General features: G+C 36.9%; 22 protein-coding genes. 4 read left to right on the plus strand and 18 right to left on the minus strand.

What is annotated here, in order from left to right; genetic code table 11:
- The 3 genes from ACQCPR_RS17700 to ACQCPR_RS17710 form a co-directional block, all read right to left on the minus strand.
- Nucleotides 1-1272 (minus strand): acetyl-CoA hydrolase/transferase family protein, encoded by a 1272-nt coding sequence (locus ACQCPR_RS17700; RefSeq protein WP_093495632.1) that lies wholly within the window; start codon nucleotides 1270-1272, stop codon nucleotides 1-3.
- A 26-nt stretch (nucleotides 1273-1298) separates the two neighbouring features.
- On the minus strand, nucleotides 1299-1826 hold the full coding sequence (locus tag ACQCPR_RS17705) for a DNA topology modulation protein (protein ID WP_093495633.1): 528 nt from the start codon (nucleotides 1824-1826) through the stop codon (nucleotides 1299-1301).
- Nucleotides 1827-1918: 92 nt separating this feature from the next.
- A complete protein-coding gene (locus ACQCPR_RS17710; protein WP_090566305.1) occupies nucleotides 1919-3121 on the minus strand; it encodes an MFS transporter in 1203 nt (400 codons plus the stop codon).
- A gap of 182 nt (nucleotides 3122-3303) precedes the next feature.
- On the opposite strand from ACQCPR_RS17710, the gene thrC reads away from it, so the two are divergent.
- Together thrC and thrB are read left to right on the plus strand one after the other, a co-directional pair.
- Nucleotides 3304-4362: a threonine synthase gene (gene thrC / locus ACQCPR_RS17715; protein WP_093495634.1), complete on the plus strand. Its 1059-nt coding sequence runs from the start codon at nucleotides 3304-3306 to the stop codon at nucleotides 4360-4362.
- Nucleotides 4362-5273: a homoserine kinase gene (thrB, locus tag ACQCPR_RS17720; RefSeq protein WP_427137690.1), complete on the plus strand. Its 912-nt coding sequence runs from the start codon at nucleotides 4362-4364 to the stop codon at nucleotides 5271-5273. Before thrC ends, thrB begins: the two co-directional genes overlap by 1 nt.
- Nucleotides 5274-5358: 85 nt before the next feature.
- Here the strand turns inward: thrB and zupT are convergent, their stop codons facing one another.
- The 11 genes from zupT to ACQCPR_RS17775 all read right to left on the minus strand — a co-directional run bounded on the left by zupT (nucleotide 5359) and on the right by ACQCPR_RS17775 (nucleotide 15607).
- Entirely contained in the window at nucleotides 5359-6168 is an 810-nt protein-coding gene (gene zupT, locus ACQCPR_RS17725) for a zinc transporter ZupT (RefSeq protein WP_090566297.1), read from the minus strand.
- A gap of 331 nt (nucleotides 6169-6499) precedes the next feature.
- A complete protein-coding gene (locus ACQCPR_RS17730) occupies nucleotides 6500-6832 on the minus strand; it encodes an antibiotic biosynthesis monooxygenase family protein (RefSeq protein WP_090566294.1) in 333 nt (110 codons plus the stop codon).
- A gap of 42 nt (nucleotides 6833-6874) precedes the next feature.
- Nucleotides 6875-7231: a hypothetical protein gene (locus tag ACQCPR_RS17735; RefSeq protein ID WP_093495635.1), complete on the minus strand. Its 357-nt coding sequence runs from the start codon at nucleotides 7229-7231 to the stop codon at nucleotides 6875-6877.
- Nucleotides 7232-7346: 115 nt separating this feature from the next.
- Nucleotides 7347-7997: a uracil-DNA glycosylase gene (locus ACQCPR_RS17740; RefSeq protein WP_427137691.1), complete on the minus strand. Its 651-nt coding sequence runs from the start codon at nucleotides 7995-7997 to the stop codon at nucleotides 7347-7349.
- Between the two features lie 45 nt (nucleotides 7998-8042).
- Nucleotides 8043-8654 (minus strand): phosphatase PAP2 family protein, encoded by a 612-nt coding sequence (locus ACQCPR_RS17745; RefSeq protein ID WP_093495637.1) that lies wholly within the window; start codon nucleotides 8652-8654, stop codon nucleotides 8043-8045.
- A 382-nt stretch (nucleotides 8655-9036) separates the two neighbouring features.
- On the minus strand, nucleotides 9037-10035 hold the full coding sequence (locus tag ACQCPR_RS17750; protein ID WP_090566282.1) for a siderophore ABC transporter substrate-binding protein: 999 nt from the start codon (nucleotides 10033-10035) through the stop codon (nucleotides 9037-9039).
- Between the two features lie 19 nt (nucleotides 10036-10054).
- On the minus strand, nucleotides 10055-10816 hold the full coding sequence (locus tag ACQCPR_RS17755) for an ABC transporter ATP-binding protein (protein ID WP_090566279.1): 762 nt from the start codon (nucleotides 10814-10816) through the stop codon (nucleotides 10055-10057).
- Complete coding sequence (locus tag ACQCPR_RS17760; protein ID WP_090566276.1) at nucleotides 10813-11763, minus strand: iron chelate uptake ABC transporter family permease subunit; 951 nt, start codon at nucleotides 11761-11763, stop codon at nucleotides 10813-10815. Before ACQCPR_RS17760 ends, ACQCPR_RS17755 begins: the two co-directional genes overlap by 4 nt.
- Entirely contained in the window at nucleotides 11756-12706 is a 951-nt protein-coding gene (locus tag ACQCPR_RS17765; RefSeq protein WP_090566273.1) for an ABC transporter permease, read from the minus strand. The genes ACQCPR_RS17760 and ACQCPR_RS17765 overlap by 8 nt, the downstream gene beginning before the upstream one ends.
- 270 nt (nucleotides 12707-12976) lie before the next feature.
- On the minus strand, nucleotides 12977-13822 hold the full coding sequence (locus ACQCPR_RS17770; RefSeq protein ID WP_427137692.1) for a DUF6612 family protein: 846 nt from the start codon (nucleotides 13820-13822) through the stop codon (nucleotides 12977-12979).
- Between the two features lie 297 nt (nucleotides 13823-14119).
- A complete protein-coding gene (locus ACQCPR_RS17775) occupies nucleotides 14120-15607 on the minus strand; it encodes a peptide MFS transporter (protein WP_090566267.1) in 1488 nt (495 codons plus the stop codon).
- A 322-nt stretch (nucleotides 15608-15929) separates the two neighbouring features.
- On the opposite strand from ACQCPR_RS17775, the gene ACQCPR_RS17780 reads away from it, so the two are divergent.
- Entirely contained in the window at nucleotides 15930-17648 is a 1719-nt protein-coding gene (locus tag ACQCPR_RS17780) for an ABC transporter ATP-binding protein (protein ID WP_427137693.1), read from the plus strand.
- 185 nt (nucleotides 17649-17833) lie between these two features.
- Here the strand turns inward: ACQCPR_RS17780 and hflX are convergent, their stop codons facing one another.
- The 4 genes from hflX to ACQCPR_RS17800 all read right to left on the minus strand — a co-directional run bounded on the left by hflX (nucleotide 17834) and on the right by ACQCPR_RS17800 (nucleotide 22164).
- Nucleotides 17834-19105: a GTPase HflX gene (gene hflX / locus ACQCPR_RS17785; RefSeq protein ID WP_090566261.1), complete on the minus strand. Its 1272-nt coding sequence runs from the start codon at nucleotides 19103-19105 to the stop codon at nucleotides 17834-17836.
- Nucleotides 19106-19117: 12 nt separating this feature from the next.
- Nucleotides 19118-19864: a VOC family protein gene (locus ACQCPR_RS17790; RefSeq protein WP_427137694.1), complete on the minus strand. Its 747-nt coding sequence runs from the start codon at nucleotides 19862-19864 to the stop codon at nucleotides 19118-19120.
- An 87-nt stretch (nucleotides 19865-19951) separates the two neighbouring features.
- Nucleotides 19952-20464 carry an RDD family protein gene (locus tag ACQCPR_RS17795; RefSeq protein ID WP_090566255.1) on the minus strand — a complete coding sequence of 171 codons (513 nt, stop codon included), beginning with the start codon at nucleotides 20462-20464 and terminating at the stop codon, nucleotides 19952-19954.
- Nucleotides 20465-20532: 68 nt separating this feature from the next.
- Nucleotides 20533-22164: an AMP-binding protein gene (locus ACQCPR_RS17800; RefSeq protein WP_427137695.1), complete on the minus strand. Its 1632-nt coding sequence runs from the start codon at nucleotides 22162-22164 to the stop codon at nucleotides 20533-20535.
- 173 nt (nucleotides 22165-22337) lie between these two features.
- Between ACQCPR_RS17800 and nhaC the strand changes: the two genes are divergently transcribed.
- Nucleotides 22338-23717 (plus strand): Na+/H+ antiporter NhaC, encoded by a 1380-nt coding sequence (gene nhaC / locus ACQCPR_RS17805; RefSeq protein ID WP_427137696.1) that lies wholly within the window; start codon nucleotides 22338-22340, stop codon nucleotides 23715-23717.
- The last annotated feature ends 34 nt before the right edge of the window (nucleotides 23718-23751 follow it).

Raw genomic sequence — 23751 nt, forward strand, 5'->3', positions numbered from 1 at the left:
TTAAATAAAACCCTTTTTTTTCGCTTCAAATGTTAACTCTTCTCTAAACTTAGGATGCGCAATGGAGATAAGTTGTTTGGCACGTTCTGAAATTGGTTTTCCAAACATTTTAGCTACCCCGTACTCTGTAATAATCATGTCTACATCATTTTTGGTAGTCGTGATAACTGAGCCTGGAGTAAGACTTAGTTTTATACGAGAGATTTCATCGTTCTTGGCTGTAGAAGTCATACATACAAAGCCTTTTCCTTCTTTAGCAAAGCGAACTCCACGAGCGAAGTCTGCTTGCCCTCCGGTAGAGGAATAGTAATTTCCTGCTACCGTTTCAGATGCACATTGTCCAAATAAGTCGACCTCCGTCGTCGCATTAATCGAAACAATACGCTCCTCCTTAGCAATTTCTCGTGGATCATTCACAATACTTACAGGTAAAAACTCCACGGCAGGATTGTTGTCTAAGAAGTCATACATTTTCTTTGATCCATGGGCAAATGTAGCAATAATTTTACCTTTATTCGTAAACTTCTGTGTTCCGTCAATGGCACCTGCTTTTACTAAATCGACAATTCCATCAACAAACATCTCTGTATGAATACCTAAATGACGATGATTTTTTAAAAGACTTACTACTGCGTTTGGAATAGATCCAATACCTATTTGTAGTGTATCTCCATTTTTAATAGTCTCCGTCACATACTCAGCAATTTTCATATCCTTCTCGCCAATAGGAACTGCAACATCCTCAAACAATGGACGATCATTTTCCACATATCCAGCTATTTGGCTAATGTGAATTTGATTTTGCCCAAAAGTGCGAGGCATATGTTTGTTCACTTCTAATATAAATGGGACTGTACCGATAAACTCACTTACGATATCCGCCTGTGTTCCTAAGGAAAAGTAACCAAATTCGTCCATTGGCGAAGCTACAGCCATAATCATCGACAGGTTTGTAGAGCTTCTTATTATACGAGGCATTTCATGAAAATTATTTGGTACTAAGTCTACTAAGCCTTGGTGGAATTGTTTTCTCGTCGCCCCACTTAAAAAGTAAGAGACATGGTGTAGCTTTTCAGCAAAGGCACCATTCATATACTGTCTAGATTGTAAGGCAAGCAATTGATGTATTTTTACATTAGTTAGTTGATGTGCTTGGTCCTCTAAAACATCCAACAATTTATGAGGTTCGCCATTCGTTAGCGGAAGAATAATGTCTGCATTATGAGGAATTAGATCGATTACTTGTTGTGCTGTTAGCTGTTTGTTATTCATGATGTTATTCTCCTATGGTGTTCGTTTTAGTTAACATTTGGCGCGGTCATTAGAAATCCTTCAACTTCTTTAGGATTTCGCAAAACGCATATATCTGTATTTTTTACTTTTTTTAATATGTCGAGTGTATGTGGACGTACATTCTTCGGAAAACGCCATACCCATTTTGCAAATTCTATGTCCATTTTTTCTTTACAGCCTGGTGCCATATCCGGGCGTGTTTTGCCGCGGTAGATCCATGCTCTTTTGAAAACTCTATACGTGCATAATACCCTAGAGAAATCCAAAAAGACAATTAAATCTGCATAGGATGCTCGCAACTCTAATGTCGAGTCAAAATTGCCATCTATGATCCACTTATCTTTTTTTAGTTCTGCTTGTATTTTTTCACGAAATTCCGGCTTTGGTGTAGGCACCCATCCTTCATTCCAAAAAAGTGCATCTAAATGGATTAAAGGCAAATCCCATTTTTCAGACAGTAGTTTGGATAATGTAGATTTACCTGCACCGCTTGAACCGATGATGAGTATACGTTTATGTTTTAACTGAAACATCCTCTACCCCCTTTGTTGGCCTTCTTCATTTTACTATGTTTTTCTCTGCTGGCAAAACAAAAACCTGCTCTCATAGGAACAGGTTTTTGCATTTATTCTAATTCTACTTGTTTTGTTTCTGTACCTAGGAACAGTACTGCTAATACACCGATAACTATTGCAATACAGAAGATAGTAAAGATATAGCCAATTTCATAGCCCCTCATTACAAGAGTTCCAACAAGCAACGGTCCTAAAATTCCCCCTATACGTCCAACAGATGCGGCCATACCAGAACCGGTTGCACGAATGACAGTTGGATATTGCTCTGGAGAGTATGCGTATAGTGCTCCCCAAGCACCAAGGTTAAAGAATGATAGAAGTATTCCCGAAACTATTAGTAACGTAGTTGTCTCTGCTGAACCAAAGACGAAAGCACTTGCCGCAGTACCCAATAAATAAGTAACTAGTACAAATTTGCGTCCTGCCTTCTCGATTAACCAAGCTGCAGAGAAATAACCTGGTAATTGAGCAATGGTCATGATCAATACGTATTCAAAGCTTTTAATGAGAGTGAATCCTTTAATGACCATCACACTTGGAAGCCATAAGAACATTCCATAATAGGAGAACACGACCGTAAACCATACAATCCATAACATTAACGTTCGCTTCGCATATTTCTTTGTCCAAACTTCACTCATGTTTTGCATAATACTTCTAGATTCCGATTTTTTCTCCGTATATTTAGGGGAATCAGGTAATTTTAAACGTAAATAAATTGCATAAAATGCAGGCAATGCAGTGATTAGTAAAGCAATTCTCCAGCCGTAATCAGGAATAATAAAATAAGCAATTATTGCAGAAATAATCCATCCAGCCGCCCAAAAGCTTTCTAATAAAACAACTACTCTACCACGTTCTTTTGCCTCCACACTTTCAGATACTAATGTTGAAGCTACTGGAAGTTCTCCTCCAAGTCCCATTCCAACAAAGAATCTTAAAATTAGGAATGCAGCTAATGTTGTCGTTAGAGCGGACAGTCCACTTGCGATAGAGAACATCAGTAGAGTGATCATAAATATTTTTTTTCGACCTACTTTATCTGCAAAAACTCCAAATACGAGAGCCCCTACTGCCATCCCTATAGAGTTGACACTTCCGATCCACCCCATTTGTTCTGGAGATAAATTCCAATCTACCGCTAAAGCCGCAATTACAAATGATAGAATTCCAACATCCATTGCATCGAACATCCATGCAAGCCCTGCTATTCCTAATAGTTTATTTTTCGATATCTTTTTTTGTTCTTTCATAGCCGTGTATTTCTCCCCTGTCTTTACACCTGTAAAGTTTTTAGTTTACTTGTTTAGTATACGCTTGGAACATCAAAGTTACAATATAAATTTTATCTTGTTTTTTCCACTTTATTAGAGTAAAATGTCCTTTATACAAATACATATGTTTATTCAAGGAGAACAGAGAGGTGGAATTTATCATGGCTTGGCAAGGATTAATCGAAGAATATAAAGCGTTTTTACCAGTAACAGAAAAAACACCCAAATTAACTTTACTTGAGGGTAATACGCCTCTTATTAAGTTGGAAAATTTATCGAAAGAACTAGGTATTGAATTATACGTAAAGATAGAAGGAGCAAATCCCACTGGATCTTTTAAAGATAGAGGTATGGTTTTTGCGGTTGCTAAAGCAAAAGAAGAAGGAAGCAAGGCAGTTATTTGTGCTTCTACAGGAAACACTTCAGCTGCGGCAGCTGCCTATGCCGCTCGTGCAGGTATGCGAGCAGTTATTGTTATACCAGAAGGAAAAGTAGCTGCCGGAAAGTTGGCTCAAGCATATATGTATGGAGCAGAAGTAATTCAAATAGAAGGGAACTTTGATGTAGCACTTGATATGGTCCGTGCTATTAGCGAAACCTCTCCAATTACGCTTGTGAATTCTGTTAACCCATATCGAATTGAAGGACAAAAGACTGCATCCTTTGAAATTTGCGATGTGTTAGGCACTGCACCTGACTATCTAGCAATACCAGTAGGAAACGCAGGTAATATTACTGCTTACTGGAAAGGATTTAAAGAGTATAACGAGAAAAAACAAACAGGTCTACCTCAAATCTTCGGTTTTGAAGCAGAAGGATCTGCTGCCATTGTTCAAGGAAAGCCTATCGAATTCCCTGAGACAATTGCTACTGCAATTCGTATCGGTAATCCTGCAAGCTGGAAAGGCGCAGAAGCAGCACGGGATGAGTCTAATGGTGTCATTGAAGCTGTAACTGATGATGAAATTATCGAAGCCTACAAACTAATCGCAAGCAGAGAAGGTATCTTCGCGGAACCAGGCTCATGTGCATCTATCGCAGGACTATTACGCTCAGTAAAAAGCGGAAAAATAAAACCAAAAAGTAAAGTAGTTGCAGTATTAACTGGAAATGGCTTAAAAGATCCGCAAACTGCAATCGACGTAAAAGTTTCTAAACCACATAAACTTGAAAGTAATGCATCTGCACTTAGCGCATTTATAGAGGAGGTGCTAGCATAATGGTTTGGTGTATATCTATACCAGCAAGTACTGCAAATCTTGGACCGGGATTTGATTCAATTGGCATTGCTCTAGATAAATATTTAGAGCTTGAAGTCGAGCTAGGTTCTGCCTGGGAAATTATTAATTTAACAGGTAATCTTCCAGATGTTCCAAATCCACAGGATCACTTAATAGTCCAAGCTGCCGAAAAAACTGCTGAGTTACATGGGTTTTCACTTCCTCCATGCACAGTACGAGTGAAGAGTGATATTCCACTAGCACGCGGGATGGGAAGCAGCGCCTCCGCCATTGTAGCGGGGATTGAGTTAGCCAATCAAATTATGGAATTACATCTTACTACACAAGACAAATTAAAAGTAGCAACACTTATGGAAGGACACCCTGATAACGCAGCTGCCTCCATTTACGGGGGATTTACCATTTCCTCTAATGCAGACAGTGGCGAGATAAATGTATTTCATGCTAATCATATCGAAGCTTCATTTGTGCTATTTATTCCTAACTTTGAGTTAAAAACAGCAAAAGCGAGACAGGTACTACCGGACACCTATACACGTCAAGAAGCAGCGCAAGCAAGTGCGACTGCAAACTTGTTAACCGCAGCATTTCTATCACAAGCTTTTGAACAGGCTGGTACTTTTATGGAACAGGATTTATTTCACGAGCCTTACCGACTCGATTTAATCCCACAGAGTAAAGAGATTAAAGTTGCCGCTAAACACGCGGGTGCTTATGGAACTTGTATTAGTGGTGCTGGACCTACTCTGCTCTCACTTTTAGAAAAAGGAGCAGAAGATGATTTTATCTCCAACTTAAAAGGGCAGTTCCCTAATTTTGAACTGGTCGCGGTATCTATGAATCGTACAGGTATTGTTGTGACGATAAAAGATGTAGAAAGTGCCCGATAAAGAAAGTGTCCACAAAATAGAGAACTATTATACGTTCCTAATAAAAAGGCAGTGCAACCTTCAAACGAAGTCGCACTGCCCTTTATTAAGCTAATAATACTAGACTTAATGCCATTACTAGCATCCCTGCAACTACTCCGTAAATAGATGAATGGGTTTCATCATATTTTTTCGCTGCTGGTAGTAATTCATCCAATGAAATAAAGACCATAATTCCTGCTACTGCTGCAAATACTACTCCAAATACTACTCCATTTAAATATGGCATCAGTACTAAATAAGCAACGAACGCTCCGACTGGTTCAGCTAAGCCAGATAAAAAGGATAATTTAAAGGCCTTCTTCCGACTTCCTGTTGCATAGTATATAGGTACTGCCACGGCAATCCCTTCCGGAATATTATGAATAGCTACCGCAATTGCAATTGCAATTCCTAAATTGGGATCTTGTAAAGCAGATGCAAAGGTTGCAATTCCCTCTGGGAAATTATGAATTCCTATTGCAAGAGCTGTGAATACACCCATTTTCATCAATTTTGTATGCTCTGGGTTGCTTAATTTGACATCCATATCTTCTACGCTTTTAACTTCGTGTGGGTTACCAAGTGTGGGTATTAATCGGTCAATTACTGCAATTACAAACATCCCACCGAAAAAACCAACTAATGTCATCCAATAGCCATTAGTCTCTCCAAGTTCTGCTACGAGTGAATCCTTAGCCTTCACAAATATTTCTACCAAGGATACATAAATCATGACACCAGCTGAAAAACCTAGGGCAACCGATAAAAATTTTGTATTTGTGCGAGATGTCAATAAAGATAGCAAACTACCAATCCCAGTTGCAAGACCAGCAAATAATGTAAGTAACAAAGCAAAGACTACATTTCCATCCATTGACCCAACTTCTTTCTTTTTAATCTATTTTCATTTATTATACGTAAAATGTTTCCTTAGTGCAACTCTTTTTGACCGACGAAAACATTATTTTTTTATTTTTCGACAATTACCTTTCCTAAAACTTAGGGTAGTAACACCCCCTCATTCAATTTGTTCCCCAACTTAACTAGGTTTAACCTATATTTTTGCCAAGTCGATTGAAATGGAACGACGCCACATCTCTCCTTCATATAAATGAAAAAGCACTGGAAAAAGTGTATAAGACACTTAACCCAATGCTACATTTTAATATATAAAATTCTTATATAATTACGTGATTGCTATTATTCTATTCCACCACAGTGTAACTACCATGCTCCATAGCGATTACATATTCAGGTTGTGGTGGTTTTCCACCGTGCTCTTTAATTTTATTTTTATGTCCCGCAATATGCTCTGGACTCTTTTCCCATGCCTTCCAAGCCTCTTCTGAAGCCCAACGAACAATCATTAATACTTCTTCTTCACCTCGGCGAACATTTTTCACTAATAACTCACGCCCTATGAATCCTTCACGTTGCTCAATTAATGATGGACCTTGATCCGGTTTTTTCTTAAAACGTTCAAGAATTTTATCAGCATTTCCTTCTGTCACTGTCCATTTACGAATTTGTACTAACATTTCCATTCCTCCAATTAAAATATAACTTTGTGGTGCTTATTTTTAGCTCTGTGTATCAATTGACTTATCTTCATATGTAACTTCTTGAGTCGTTTCCACTACTTCATATAATTCAAATAACTGTGCAAACTCCTCCATAAGAGTTTCCACTGCCTTCAATTCACCCACTATAATTGGATTAATTGATTGTAATTCTGGGGTTTCTAATTGTTTCTTTAACGATATAGATTTCATATTCATCATATCATAAAAAGCTAGTGCTCGACCTCGTCGGAACGTTTTAGCTCCATTTCTTTTTTCTGTTCCTTCTACATCGTCTGATCTTCCTTTACGTCGTCCTCCGCGATGGTGCTCGTCAAGGTGAGCACGTCTACCTCTTGGATGTGATTCACTTTTCATTATTAGTACCTCTCTTTGTATACGTTTGTATACTTTAATGTAATTGTATACAAACGTATACAAGGAGTCAATATTTTTTAAAACTTTTACTTATCTTTTATAAATCTGATTTCAGTTAATATTTCCTATTCGCTAAATAATTTCTGATATTAAACCAATCTTGCTCGAGGAAGTCTCGATTGGACGGTCGATAAAATACGGATGCAGGATGGTAGGTAGGAATAATCATATAGCTTTCAGTCGACCATATAAATTCAGTAGAACTAAGAGATTTCAGATGGCGCACTGGTCGATGAAGTAACTCGCCATGCAATACAGAAACCTTTGCATCTTTTCCCAATAATCGTTGTAAACCTACATTTCCTAATGTCACAATAATATGAGGTACAATATTTTCCAGTTCATAATCTAATATTGGTGCATGTGCTACCACCTCTAATTGAGTAGGGGGACGATTATACTTTCTTTGTATTAACTCACCATTTCGAGCCTTCTTTTCCCTCCATACATATGGACGACTACGAACTGCACTTGTCATATATACGTCTTCTCTAGTCAATCCAATGCTCGCTAATGACTTATTTAGTTCGTCTCCAGCTCTACCGATAAACGGTATACCTCCTATCGCCTCTTTCTCTCCAGGAGCTTCACCTATCAGCAGTATACTTGGTTTTTCTGGTCCTTTTCCTTTAACAAATCCCTCTACAGGAAATCCCTCTATACGATCGATCCCTAGTTTTACAAGCTTCTCTGGTATTTCGAACATATGTCTCTCTCCTCCTAAAAAAACCTTTCCAGCCTGGAAAGGTTTTTACTGTGTATGCTTTTTAAAAACTCTGTTTCTATATTCATACCACAAAGCCACGATTACAAACCAAGAATACCCAATCATCCATCCAGCTAATACATCTGAAGCAAAATGCCGGTGTTCAGCAATCCTAGATAGCCCGACCATCACACTGATAAATATGGTAACTATCCATATTAGGATCCGATTCAGTTTACTGGACTGATGCTCAGTTAAAAAGTAAGCAATCGTAAACAAACATAAAAGTCCTACCATTGCATGACCGGAGGGAAAACTAAAGGTCTCTAACTGTTGTGGGACATCAGGACGTTCTCTTTCAACCCACTTTTTAAGCATTTGATTAAGTACATTTCCAAACCCTATAGATAATACAACAAAGAGCATTCCACGATAATTTTTTGAACGAAACCATAAATAGACTATTAATATAAGCGTAATAAATATAATAAATTTAGTTTCCCCTAAGTAATGAAATAACCCAATCACTTTATTATCGCCAAAAAACTGTGACATCTGATAGTCGAACTGAGCTATTTCTTTCGTATTGAAATATAAAAACAGAGTAGCAAATCCTAATAATGTTACTACACTAAGTGGATAAAACCATTTCTTCACAAAATCCCTCCTATCCAATAACAAAATTATAAGCTAGAAAATTGTGGATGTACAATAAATACAAGGCTGTCATCTGTACATGGTAACGGGCGGTATGTACAGAGTTATGGGCTATCTTGCATTCCCTTTGGGCTATATTCGAAAACTTATGGGCTTTCTCCCTGTTTTTTAGGATACGTAGCTTGGTTATGGGCTATATTGCTATTCCCTCTGGTCTATATTTGAAAACTTATGGGCTTTCACCCTGTTTTTTTAGGATATGTAGCTTGGTTATGGGCGTTATGGACAAAGTTATGGGCTATATACTATAAATCTTCAAGAAAAAACGGAGAAAAACATAGTGTTTTTCTCCGTCCGCGCTGACTAGATTGACTTAAGTATATTATTTAAGTGCTTCTAATACTGAATCGACTTTAGCTTTTTCGGATTCAATACCACCACCAGCTAAGTACCAGATTTCTGGATCAAGGTAAACAATTTTACCGTTTTTAGCTGCATTCGTTTTATTAACAATTTCATTTTCAACTGCTTTTTTAGTACCTGATTCGCCTTTACTTACTACTGCATCGCGATCTACAACGAATAGGATATCCGGGTTTTTCTCTAATACGTATTCGTAAGCCACGCTTTGACCGTGTGTAGAAGCTTCGATTGCTTCATCAGCTTGTGGGAAACCATAAACATCATGGATGACACCAAAACGTGATCCCGCACCATATGCACTTAATTCACCTTCATTGGCAAGTACTACTAATGCTTTTTCTTCCATACCAGTAGTTTTCTCAGTTACTTCTGCAATTTTCGCATCAATTTCTTCTAATGCAGCAGTTGCCTCTGCTTCTTTTTCGAAAATTTTACCTGCTAATTCTGTATTAGCTTTAAAAGAATTCATGTAATCTGTTGTATCTACACCAACGAATACTGTATTAGCAATTTTACTTAGTTCTTCATATGCATCCCCTTGACGTCCAGAGATAAAGATAACATCTGGGTCCATTGCAGCGATAGCTTCGAAATCAGGCTCTTTTAATCCACCAGCATTTTCATATGCCGCTTCATCTGCGTATTTATCCAAGTAAGATGGAACGTTAGCTTGTGGTACTGCTGTTACATCCACTCCAAGAGCATCTAATGTATCAAGGAAACCAAAGTCAAATACTACAACTTTTTCTGGTTTTTCTTCTAATGTTACTTCAGCATATCCTTCAGGTTGAGCAATTGTTAATGGGTATACAGATGCTTCTTCAGCTCCGTTTGTTTCTTCCGTAGCTTTTTCATCTGTTGTTGATGAGTCTTTTTTTGTTTCATCCTCTGCACCACACGCTGCTAAAATTAGTACTAGTAAAGCAAACAATACAGCTAAAAACTTATAATTCTTCATTTGTCTATTTCCTCTTTTCCTATGAATTAAAATATACACAGATGCGACAGCTATTCATTTCTTGGATGGGAATATCCATGTCATAAATTTCTTTAAGTGCATCAGAGTTAATAATTTCATGTGTTGGTCCATCTTTTACAACACGACCGTCTTTTAAGGCTACAATATAGTCTGAATAAACAGATGCAAAGTTAATATCATGTAAAACAATAATAACTGTTTTACCTAAATCCTCTACAAGCTTACGTAAAATCTTCATAATTTGAACAGAATGTTTCATATCTAAGTTATTTAAAGGCTCATCGAGTAGGATATATTCGGTATCTTGGGCAATAACCATTGCGATAAATGCTCGCTGGCGTTGACCACCGGAAAGTTCGTCCATATAACTATCCTGTAAATCACCTAAATTCATATATTCTATTGCTTGGTCGACCATTTTCTCGTCTTCCTCATTTAAACGGCCTTTAGAGTAAGGAAAGCGTCCAAATGAAATTAGCTCACGAATAGTTAAACGTACATTCATAAAATTTGATTGCTTTAAAATGGAAACGCGTTTTGAAAAGTCATTGGATTTCCATCTCTTCACGTCTGATTTATCTAAAAGAACTTCTCCCGTGTCTGCGTCCAATAAACGACTAACCATTGACAATAGTGTAGATTTTCCAGCACCGTTTGGTCCAATAAACGATGTTATTTTACCCGACTGAATATTAACACTAACATTATCCACAACTGGCTTTTTAGCAAAATACTTAGAAACCTCTTTGACTTGGATCATGAAGTTCGACTCTCCTTTAATAGTAAATAGATGAAGTAGATTCCTCCAATGAAGTTAATAATTACGCTCAGCGTTGTATCGAAAGTAAATATACGTTCGACAACCCACTGACCACCAATTAAAGCTACTAAACTCATTAAACTTGCTCCAACGATTAACGTTGTATGCTTGTACGTGTTAAAGAATTGGTACGATAGGTTCGCTACGATTAGTCCGAAAAATGTAATAGGTCCAACAAGTGCGGTTGAAGTTGCTATTAATATCGATGACAAAACTAGCATTGTTTTAACGATTTTGTCATAATCCACCCCAAGGTTAATGGCGTTATCTCGACCAAGTGATAATACGTCTAGTTCACGTATGTTTCGCCAACCATAAACTACTGTCAGTATGATAATAACTAATGCTAGCCAGACTAAATCACCATTTACATTGTTAAAGCTTGCGAACATCTTATTCTGTAAGCTTGTAAATTCGTTTGGATCAATGAGTACTTGAAGGAATGTTGTAATACTTCCCATAAACGTCCCTAGAATAATACCTACAAGTAACAGGAAGTAAACCGGACGTTTTCCTGCCTTGAATAGAAATTTATATAGTAGTAATGCAAATACAATCATTGCAATAACTGATATAGCAAAATTATAGTTTTTATTTATAACTAAAATGGACATGGAACCAAAGAAGTAATAAATAATTGTTTGTATTAACATATATAAGGAATCTAGGCCCATAACACTCGGCGTTAAGATCTTATTATGCGTAATCGTCTGAAAAATAACAGTTGAATAGGCAATCGCTACTCCTGTTAGCGCCATTGCCAATACTTTGATCGCTCGACGTGGTAATGCATAATCATAGCTTCCATTCAATCCATGGAATAAATAAAGTGCTGTTGAAATTAAAACTATGCCTATTAATATCATCATTTTCGTACTGTTACGCATATGCTTTCCCCCTAAACAACATGAACAGGAAGATTGCACTTCCGATTACACCAACTGTCATGCTAATCGGAATTTCATAAGGGAATATAACTACCCGCCCTATAATATCGCATATTAATAAGAAAATAACTCCTAGTAATGCTGTGTGTGGTAATGTCTTTTCTAAATGATCCCCTTTAAAGATCGAGACAATATTTGGGATGATTAATCCTAAGAATGGAATCATTCCGACCGTTAATACAACGGTAACTGATATTAAAGCGACTAGTACTAAACCAAGATTCAACACTTTGTTGTAAGATAAACCGAGGTTTTTGGCAAAATCCTCGCCCATTCCTGCCACTGTAAAGCGATTCGCAAAAATATAAGCAAGAATCAGTACTGGAACACTTATGTAAAGTAATTCGTATCTGCCCTTTAATATTAAAGAGAAGTCTCCTTGTAACCAGACAGACATATTTTGAATAATATCTGATTTGTAAGCAAAAAACGTCGCAATAGAAGATAAAATATTTCCGAACATTAACCCTACTAGCGGAACAAATATTGCATCTTTAAATTTAATCCGATTTAAAATTTGCATGAATAGCAGTGTTCCTGCTAAAGCAAATATAAATGCAAAGGAAATTTTTTGCATATATGTTGCATTTGTAAATACAAGCATCGAGATTAAAATCCCTAAGCGAGTCGCATCAAGCGTACCAGCGGTAGTTGGAGATACAAATTTATTTCTACTAAGACTTTGCATAATTAGACCTGCAATACTCATCCCTGCTCCTGCAAGTATTATGGCAATTAGTCTTGGTAGTCTGCTTATAAGAAAAATTTCGGTCTCTTCCGACTTAAAGTCTAATAAATCCATTGGTGAGATACTTGATACACCAACAAAGAGAGATAAGAGAGAAAGCGCTACTAGTGCAATTATAAGATATCTTTTTTTCATAACTATCCTCGTCATTCTTTTTGTGAATGGGCGATATTGAAAATCATTATCAATTACTCACAGTCCAATTATAGCACCTTGACTATTTATGTCAACGGTTAAATGAAAATGATTTTCAATTGATAATACACCTATATGCCTCTTCAGCGTATTTTAGTCCTACTCTATCTTACTATACTTTAACCCTAATTTAAAAAAACTGTTGTAATTGTTGATTTTTCGCAACAATTACAACAGCCTCCTGTTAAACACTTAACAACTATTATTTGATTAAATTGCTGTAGCACCATCAATAACTTCTTGTGGAACGACTATTTTATCTATTTCATTGAACTTAGAGAAATCTGTTTTAGCATTCATGTTCAAATTGATCATCTCTCCGTTCATAGTCATATCCATATCTATCACCATATCTAATTTGTTCGTTTGGAATGATTCTTTATCAATATGAACTAGGTAGTCAACCGAATGAATAGTAAAGTCTAAGTTAACATTTTCTTCTGTAGTGAGACTTTGAAGTGCTTCATCTACCTGATCTTTTACAAGACTCGTAAACTCTTCACCACTACCCTCAAGTGTTAAAATATAGTTTTCATCGTCTTGCTCAAATTCCACTTGTTCTAAATACTCTTGTAAAGGTTGAAGTTGAGTTGCGGGATCAGTTTGGTTTGTAGTACCCATCATTTGGTCTACCATTTCCTGTGGAAACTTCATCCACTGTGCAGTAGTTCCTTCATACACATACATTCCATCTTCGGTAATATAAGTTTCCATCTCAGTCACTTGAGATTCCCCACCTTCACTAACACCCATCATAGTAGTTGTACCTTTTTGGTGCATTTGCATCGGCTCTATTATATATTCCATATCCATCACAGATTTAATATCCAAAGTCATTTCTTCACTTGGAATACTCATTGTCTGTTTCATATCTATCGTGCCTTTTACGCTCTTCAGCTCTTCTGAGGCTTTCATTGATTTGTCATATACTTCTTGTAAAGTGAGTTTACTAGTTTCTGTTACCTCTTTTTCCTGTACCGGAGTTGCAGTTTCGTTACAAGCAGCTAAACCTAACGATAATGTTGCTACTGATAATAACATTGTCCATTTTTTCATAAAAATATCATCCCTTCTCAGTAAGATACTTACTTTACGGGATGATTACTTAAAAAGTTTCATTATTTTGAAAGAGTGAATAATACTGCGATTTCCATCTCAGCTAGAATCGTCAATTTTCACTTCAATTAATAGATTACCGAAAAAAAAGTGATATTGGTTGTGAATGACACCACACCAATATCACTATGATTCACTCGTTAACAATAGAGCAAAACATTTGTCTATAGCACTTCAAACACGTTAGAAATAGGTATTGACCTTAACAAAACGTGCATGTTTTTGCTCTTTTTGAAATCACTTAACGCCACGCATATATTTTTGGATCAATGGAGTCATGAAGTAGAGTAATAAACCAATAACTAAAGCTACTGCTCCAATAACACCGAAGTAAATAATTTCGTTCTCAGGCGTGTAAAATTTAACTACTTGAGCATTGATAGCTTGAGCTGATGCATTCGTCATAAACCATAAGCTCATCGTTTGAGCTGCGAATGCTCCAGGTGCAAGTTTTGTAGTTGCAGATAATCCTACCGGTGATAATAATAATTCACCTAATACTACAAGGAAGAAGCTCAGTACAAGCCAAAAAGGACTAACTAATGAGTCTGTTCCATTGAAGTAAGCTGGAATAATCATTACGATAAAGGACATCCCTGCAAAAAACAAACCAAAAGCGAATTTTTTCGGAGTTGACGGTTGTCTATCTCCTAGCTTCACCCACATCCAAGCAAACACTGGTGCAAATGCAATGATAAATAATGGATTTAAAGATTGGAACCAAGCAGGTGAAATCTCAAAAGATCCCATCATTAAATCTACGCGTTCATCAGCATACTGTGCTAAAATATTCGAACCTTGCTCTTGAATTGCCCAGAACATCATAGCCGCAACAAAGAGCGGAATATAAGCGAGTAATCTAGACTTTTCATCTTCTGTTGTTTTGCTACTTCTATACATAACTATAAAGTACAGAGTAGGGATAACGATACCCAGAATAGAGACAGTCATGATAAATCCATCAATCGTTAATATACCTTGTTGAATTAATATAAATCCAACAACCAGAATAATAACTAAAGCAATAACAATTCTCGTTAATACCTTTTTACGTTCTTCTTTAGACATTGGATTTGGCACATATGTACCCGCTAATCCTAGATATTTCTTTTTCGTGATTAAAAATACAATTAACCCTAATGCCATTCCAACTGCAGCAATTCCGAATCCTAAATGGAAGTTATATTCAAGACCAATTGTCCCGACGATTAAAGGTGCGATAAATGCCCCCATGTTAATCCCCATGTAGAAAATACTAAATCCTGAGTCACGGCGAGTATCTTCTTTAGAATAAAGATCTCCGATAATGCTTGAAATGTTTGGTTTCAGTAAGCCTGTCCCGAGGATGATTAATGCCATCGACACAAATAAAGTAGTCAATCCGCCTGGGAATGCCAAGACGATATGACCAAACATTATTAGGACACCACCGTAGAAAACGGTTTTCGTTGTACCAAATAGGCGGTCAGCTATCCAACCTCCAATAATCCCAGACATGTATACTAGTGAACCATATACGGCCATAATTGAGTTAGCAGTAGAACGTTCTAATCCTAGTCCCCCCTGCGTTACTTCGTAATACATATAGTAGATTAGGATTGCGCGCATTCCATAGTAAGAAAAACGCTCCCAAAACTCTGTGAAAAACAACGATAGTAATCCTTTCGGATGACCAAAAAACCCCTTTTGAGGGACAGATTTTACAATCTCTTCTCTTGTTGCCATTCTTTTTACCTCTTTTCTAATTTTGAAAATATTAGGAATAAACTCTACTAAATATAGTTAGAGCATATGAAAAGTTACCTAATACCTTAAACTAACAAGACAATTATTATAAACTCCCCTTTTGCAATTGTCAAAAAACCTTTTATATTTCAATTAGGAAGATTACTATTAGAAAAAGCGTAATTTCAACATTCTCAAATGATTTATTCCAATTAAATTGACGAAAATTGGAATTTTTATTTATTCTATCGAATTTAATTATTTCGACTTTTGAAATTGTTAGTTATAATAGTCGTTATGATAGAAGGAAGGAGCGGTTTAAATGCTCAAGAAGTTTTTTTCATATTACAAACCACATAAGCGACTGTTTATCATTGATTTTAGCAGTGCTGTATTTGTCGCAATTTTAGAGCTCGCATTTCCAGTAGCAGTTCAACGGTTTATCGATGATTTGTTACCTACTAAGGATTGGAGCATGATTACACAAATAAGTATCCTGCTGTTAGTAGTCTATATAATCAGCACTTTTCTACAGTATGTTGTAAGTTATTTTGGACATAAGCTAGGGATAAATATCGAAACCGATATGAGACAGGAATTATTCACTCATGTGCAACGCCAATCATTCCGATTCTTCGATAATACTAAGACAGGCCATATTATGAGTCGTATCACAAATGATCTATTTGATATTGGTGAACTTGCCCATCACGGCCCTGAGGATTTGTTCATCGCATTTATGACAGTAATCGGGGCATTTACAATTATGTACAATATCAATCCCGAACTTGCAATTATCGCAATTGTCATGGTGCCATTCTTATCCATCGTAGCAACGTATGGCAACATTATGATGAATAAAGCTTGGAAAAACATGTACGGTAAAATTGCCGATGTCAATGCACGAGTAGAGGACAGTGTATCTGGCGTTCGCGTTGTTCAATCATTTACCAATGAATCTTTCGAAATTGCTCGTTTCAAAGAAGATAATGGTCAATTCCGTTTAGCAAAACTTGTTGCCTATAAAGTAATGGCCGGCACACATTCTAGTATTTATATGTTAACTAGGCTAGTAACACTGGTCGTACTTGTTGTAGGAGCCTGGTTTACGTACAAAGGAACTCTTAGTAATGGAGAGCTTGTAAGTTTTGTTCTGTATGTCAACGTGTTAATCAAACCAGTTGATAAAATTACTGCACTACTTGAGCTATATCCTAAAGGAATGGCTGGGTTCAAACGCTTTTTAGAGCTTGTAGAGCAGGACCCTGAAATTCAGGACTCGCCTAATGCACTTACAGTTCAGCATTTAAAAGGAGATATAACCTTTGAGAAGGTTGGTTTCCATTACGATGAACATAAACCCGTATTAAACGATATTAGCTTGTCTATTAAAGCAGGAGAAACTATCGCTTTTGTAGGTCCATCCGGAGCTGGAAAAACTACTATTTGTTCGCTCATTCCAAGATTTTATGATGTTCAAGAGGGTACCATTTCCGTTGACGGATTGAACATTCAAGATATTACAACGAAGTCTTTACGTTCACAGATCGGGATTGTTCAACAGGATGTATTTTTGTTTACAGGCTCTATTCGTGAAAATATTGCCTATGGTAAACAAGATGCTAGTGAAGAAGAAATTCGAGATGCTGCCAAAAAAGCACATTTAGAGGACATGATCGCCTCCCTTCCAGAAGGCTATGATACACAAATCGGTGAAAGAGGACTTAAATTATCTGGTGGACAGAAACAGCGTCTAGCGATAGCTCGTATGTTCTTGAAAAATCCACCAATTCTAATTTTGGACGAGGCTACATCAGCTCTTGATACTGAAACAGAAAGATTTATCCAGAAGGCTTTAATGGAGCTTGCTGAAAATAGGACTACCCTTATTATTGCGCACAGACTGGCAACTATTCGTGATGCGGACCGCGTACTTGTAGTAACTGAGGATGGGATTGCAGAAGATGGATCTTATAGTGATTTAGTGGCACAGAATGGAATATTTGCTAGACTGCATAATATACAGTTTCAAGAGGTTTAATACTAATTAAACCAAAAAGTTGTCTCCCGGTAGAAAACTACTGGCGAGACAACTTTTTTATTTATAACCCATTAAATCTTTTTTCATTCTAGTGATTCTTTGTTACATTCTAGCGATTTGCTGCGTCATTCTAGCGATTTTCCGTTACATTCTGGCGATTCTCCGCAACATTCTAGTGATTCTATCTATTGGACAAATAGAAATTCTTGAAAGCGATCATAATCTGACTTTTTCAACTCTACTTGAACAACAGTTCCCTGTTCTTCATATGAGGTAGAGGAAACCGATGCATTTTCATTTAAGTAAGATACAATATCTCCACGTTCAAACGGGACCAACAATGAGCAACGTACATAATTAGAGAAAATATGCTTTCTAATAATCTCCAATAGTTCATCTAGTCCTGCTCCCTCTTTCGCAGAAATCCAAATACTATCTCCAGCCACATGTGGGTATTTCATATCTGCTAAATCAGATTTGTTGTATACATATACAGTTGGGACATCCTCCACACCAACAGCATGTAATGTCTCATTAGTAACATCCATCATAAAACGGTGCTCGTCATTTGAGACGTCCACAACATGTAAAAGTAAATCTGCATCACGAGCTTCTTCTAATGTTGAGCGGAAAGCTTTCACTAGGTGATGCGGAAGCTTACTAACGAACCCTACCGTGTCAGTAAGTAAAAATTCCTTTTGGTCTGGAAGTTTAATTTGTCTTACAGAAGTTTCTAGAGTAGCGAAAAGCATATCCTTTTCAAATACTTGTTTAGATTCCATTTGCCCAACTTTGTTGAGTAATTGGTTCATAATTGTCGACTTACCAGCATTCGTATAACCTACTAAGGACACCACAGGAATTGCATTTTTCTTACGTTGCTTCCGTTGTGTTTCTCGTTGATCTTTTGCATGTTCAAGGTCTCTTTTAAGCTTAGCAATCTGATCCTCGATTTTACGTCTATCCAGCTCTAGTTTCGTTTCCCCAGCCCCACGGTTTTTGAATCCGCCGCCAGTCCCTCCTCCTTGTCGACCAAGTGACGCTCGAAGACCCACAAGACGTGGAAGCATGTATTGAAGCTGTGCCAAGTCTACTTGCATCTGTGCTTCGTTCGATTTTGCACGACGAGCAAAGATATCGAGAATTAGCATCGTACGGTCGATAACTTTACAGTCAAGATCACGTTCTAAGTTTCTAATTTGAGATGGTGAGAGCTCATCATTGAAAATTACCAGATTGGCCCCAGTTTCTTCATAAAGGTTTCTAATTTCCTCTACCTTACCTGTACCAACGTAATGGGAAGAGGTAACGCGTTCAAGATTTTGCGTTACTTCTCCAACTACTTCCACATCTAATGCCTCTGATAAATTGTGTAGTTCCTCCAAGCCATACTCAAAATGTTCATCTTTTTGTAGTTTAACTGCAACGAGTATTGCTTTTTCTATTAATTCATCCATATAATTTCTCCTTTAAAGAAAGCGATAGGTTGCTTGCTCGTAAGTAACTTCTCTATGTAGATTAGAACCATCGATATTAATGCTTACAAGTCGCTCTTTTGTTTCACTTAGATTTTGTTTAAATACTAATTGTGTATTTTCTAAAAGTAATGTTTGTTCATCCTTTTCAATCAGTTGAAAATAGCTTTTCCACTTATCTATTACTTCCCTCGGATTTCCAACATGAAACTCACAAGTAGTAATAGATAGCTCCAAATTACTTTTATCGATTGTTCCATCCTCTTGAAGCAAAAGGTATCTGGTATCATCGCTCTCCTCCCATTCTATAAAGAACGGTAAAGGTAAATCGTTACTAATTTCTTCTTGTAAAAATAGCATTTTCCACTTACGTACTAATCCACTAGTTGTCTTCCTTTCAGCATGTAGAACTCCGGATGTTTTTATACCCCGCTCCTCTAGCTGATTACAAAGACTATCTATTGTCGTAGTGCGAATGCAAATTGTATTAAACCCTGCTCCACTCGAATTTAAGTCATGGAGCATAAGATCTATTAAAGGGTGTTTGGCCATTTTTGTAATTTCCTCATGCTCAACAGCAAGCCACTCAATATAGCTGGTTCTTGTATAAAGAAGTGCATTATATGTTCCCCACTGAGTATGTTGACCTCCCACGACTGCATGAATTCCTTTTTCGATCCATTCACCAGCTACTTGACCTGGCTCTTTTTTAACGCTATGAACGATATGATCCAAATACAAGGTAGAACCTCCATTCAATAATTCCCATATCATGAGTATATCAATAAATGTTATGAGCATCGATTTGAAAATCAGTATTTTAAAACATTAAACCTTAATAACTTGTGTCCTGCCAACAATATCATAAAGGGATCTTTTTCGTTTAGTAAATAGCGCTGTTAGGATATATGCAAACATAAGCGCATAGATAATTCCACCAATGATATAGTAATTTAACGGTACTTCTCCATCTCCGAGGTAAACAAGACGATAAACAAGATAATGCGAAAGCTCCCAAGGTAGAAATTTCAGGATTGTTCTAAAGATTGCACGTAATATCGGAAGAGTTTCATTTCTTTCATTAACCACCTTAATCCCCATTCTTCTCTTTCCAAACGACTGTCTCCCTATCACTGAATCACTAATAATAAAATAGAGTGAAACTGGTAAAGTCACCATTAGAAACCCTGTAAATTGTGCTAATACAAGTGAGCCATTAAATAAACTTTGTACAGATGGAAATATTAATATATTGAAGATAGCAAGCACAACCAAATAGGCAAATATAAGCAAGTAATCAAGCATAAACGCTTTGAAACGCATTATAAAAGTTGCATTCACTTAGATTTACTCCTTCTATTGGATTTGTTCTCTGATTATCTTGTCGATTTCCCAGGAAATAATTCGAATTACGCCTCGGTTTTCTCTTTCGACATTTCTCGAAGGAGAAACTTTTGGATTTTCCCTGAAGCTGTCATTGGGTATGCATCTATAAACTCAATATACTTCGGTATTTTATGAAATGAAATTTTCCCTTTGCAGTATTCCTTTAATTCATCAGAAGTTAATTGCTGACCATTTTTTAAGATAACCCATGCCATAAGCTCTTCCCCGTATTTTGGATCTGGCACTCCAACTACCTGTACGTCCTGGACCTTAGGGTGCTGATATAAAAATTCTTCCACTTCTTTCGGATAGATGTTTTCTCCGCCGCGGATGACCATATCTTTAATACGTCCTGTTATGTCGATATATCCATCTTCATCCATGACTGCTATATCCCCAGTGTGAAGCCAGCCACTGTTGTCTACTGCGGACTCAGTTGCTTGTTCATTTTTATAATAGCCTTTCATCACTAGATAACCCCGAGTACAAAGTTCACCAGGAACTCCTGTCGGCGTATCTTCCCCAGTTACTGGATCAATAATCTTAACCTCAACTCCTGGGTGTGGTTTCCCAACTGATGACACTCGTTTCTCAATTGGATCATCCGTTTTAGTTTGTGTAATGACTGGGGAGGATTCGGTTTGTCCATAAGCTATAGTTATTTCGGTAGCGCCCATTTCATTCATCACTTTTTTCATGACTTCTATTGGACAAATGGAACCTGCCATAATACCTGTTCGCAGCGTATTCAATTTAAACTGTTTAAATTCTGGATGGTTCAATTCTGCGATGAACATTGTCGGTACTCCATGCAGTGCTGTACACTTTTCATCCTGTACCATTTGAAGTACTTTACCTGGATCGAACTGCTCGATAACGACCATTGTGGTCCCATGTGTAACGGATGCGATTGTTCCCATTACACAGCCAAAGCAATGGAAAAATGGTACTGGAATACAAAGACGATCTTTTTCTGTCAAATATATATAGTCGCCTACAAGCTGTCCGTTATTTACTACGTTTTTATGCGAAAGCATAACGCCTTTAGGAAAGCCAGTTGTTCCAGAAGTATATTGAATATTAATCACATCATCATTTTGAAGTGACCTAAAAGAATTCTCTAGTGTTTCGTCCGTTACCTTATCTGCATGTGATAGTAGATCCGACCAAGTATACATACCTTTATAATGATTCTCACTCATTACAATGACGCGTTTAAAATATGGTAATTTTACTGAGCGAATATTTCCTTTTTCTGCTGTAGTGATTTCCGGACACACTGCTCGCACTATATCTAAATAGGAGGTTCCTTTAAAAGATTCGCATAATATGAGAGTTGTAGCATCAGATTGCTGTAATAAGTATTCCAGTTCTTTCTCTTGATAATTTGTGTTTACCGTTACTAGGACTGCTCCCATTTTGCCAGTTGCGAATTGGCTAAGTAACCACTCTCTCTTATTATCCGACCAAATGGCCACATGCTCGCCTTTTTGAATACCCATACCGATAAAGGCTTTTGCAAGCTCATCTGTTTCTTCATCAAATTCTTTATAAGTTTTTCTGATACCAAGTTCTGGGTATACATAGGCTTCTGTGTCTGGAAATTTTCTTGCTGCTTCTTTAACAATTTCCCCAACTGTTTTTTCATTTAACAAACCAATCACCCCTTTGAGGTTTATATATATTCTATTTTATCATAAAATTCTGATGAAATAGACATTTCCTTTTCTAATTGACAGTCTGTTGAAACATGGTAAAATCCTAATTACTTTAACGATTGAAAGCGTTGAATCGACGAAGTGTAAAAATTAACTTAGGAGGTTATATAATGTTTCGAATTTCATCTACGATTACGCCTCCTTTTAAAGAGGCCTTTTTTCTTATTTTACTAATCATTACTTTAATGGCAGTTTGTATTATAGAATTTAAGTCTGTACCTCATATGCCCATTCTATTTGCTATTTTACTTTTAATCATTTATGGGTTCATAAAAAAGGTGTCATTTAATTTATTGGAAGAAGGTCTCATAGAAGGTGCTAAAACGGGACTTGGAGCAGTTTTCATCTTTTTCTTTATAGGAATTTTAATAAGTAGCTGGATGATTGCTGGAACTATTCCAACACTTATTTATATAGGTTTTCAATTCATTTCTCCACATTTTTTCTTTGCAATTGTCTTTTTAGTTACTTGCGTCATTGGGTTATCTATTGGAAGTTCATTAACAACCGTTGCAACTATAGGTGTTGCATTTGTCGGAATAGCAGGTGCTATGGATATTTCATTGGCTATAACTGCAGGGGCTGTTGTATCTGGTGCCTTTTTTGGTGATAAGATGTCTCCCTTATCAGATACAACGAATCTAGCATCAGCCATTGTTCGCGTTGATTTATTTGAGCATATCCGAAATATGGGATGGACTACAATTCCCTCTTTTTTTATAGCGATTATCGGTTATATAATACTTTCACCTAACAAGGAAATTCAGCAGCTAGAACAGATAAATACACTAAAGGATGGGCTACTTCAAACTGGTATGATTCATTGGTATTCATTACTGCCTTTAGCTTTACTTATTGTACTTTCTTTTAAAAAGGTACCAGCTGTTTTGGCTCTTGCATTGACCTCTACTTGTGCAATAGCTGTTGCATATTTCCATCAATTTTTTACTGCAAGTGAAGTTTTAAACATCCTATTTAGTGGTTATACATCCCAAACAGGTATAGCAGCGATTGACTCCTTACTTTCTAGAGGGGGAATGACTAGTATGATGTTCACTATCTCTCTTGTTTTACTGGCCCTGAGTATGGGTGGTCTTTTATTTACTTTAGGCATCGTGCAAAGTTTACTTCGGAAAGTGGAGAGTTTACTAACGAGTGTCGGAAAAGTAATTTCAGCTACGGCTTTTACAGCTATTGGTGTGAATGTGCTTATTGGAGAGCAATACTTATCAATTTTATTGACAGGTGAAACATTCCAAGCGCATTTCCAAAAAGTCGGATTAGCAAACAAAAACCTGGCTCGTGTGATGGAAGATGCAGGTACTGTTGTAAATCCACTGGTCCCTTGGAGTGTATGTGGAATTTTCATCACAGATGTATTAGCAGTATCAACCATCGACTACTTGCCTTTCGCCTTTTTCTGTTTGCTTTGCCCAGTACTCACAATATTGTTTGGACTGACTGGCAAAACACTTACTTATAATAAATGAGTTCAATATGATACACTATTTCCAAGTACATCAC

It is taken from the genome of Psychrobacillus psychrodurans, from assembly GCF_050209195.1.
Taxonomy (GTDB): Bacteria; Bacillota; Bacilli; order Bacillales_A; family Planococcaceae; genus Psychrobacillus; species Psychrobacillus psychrodurans.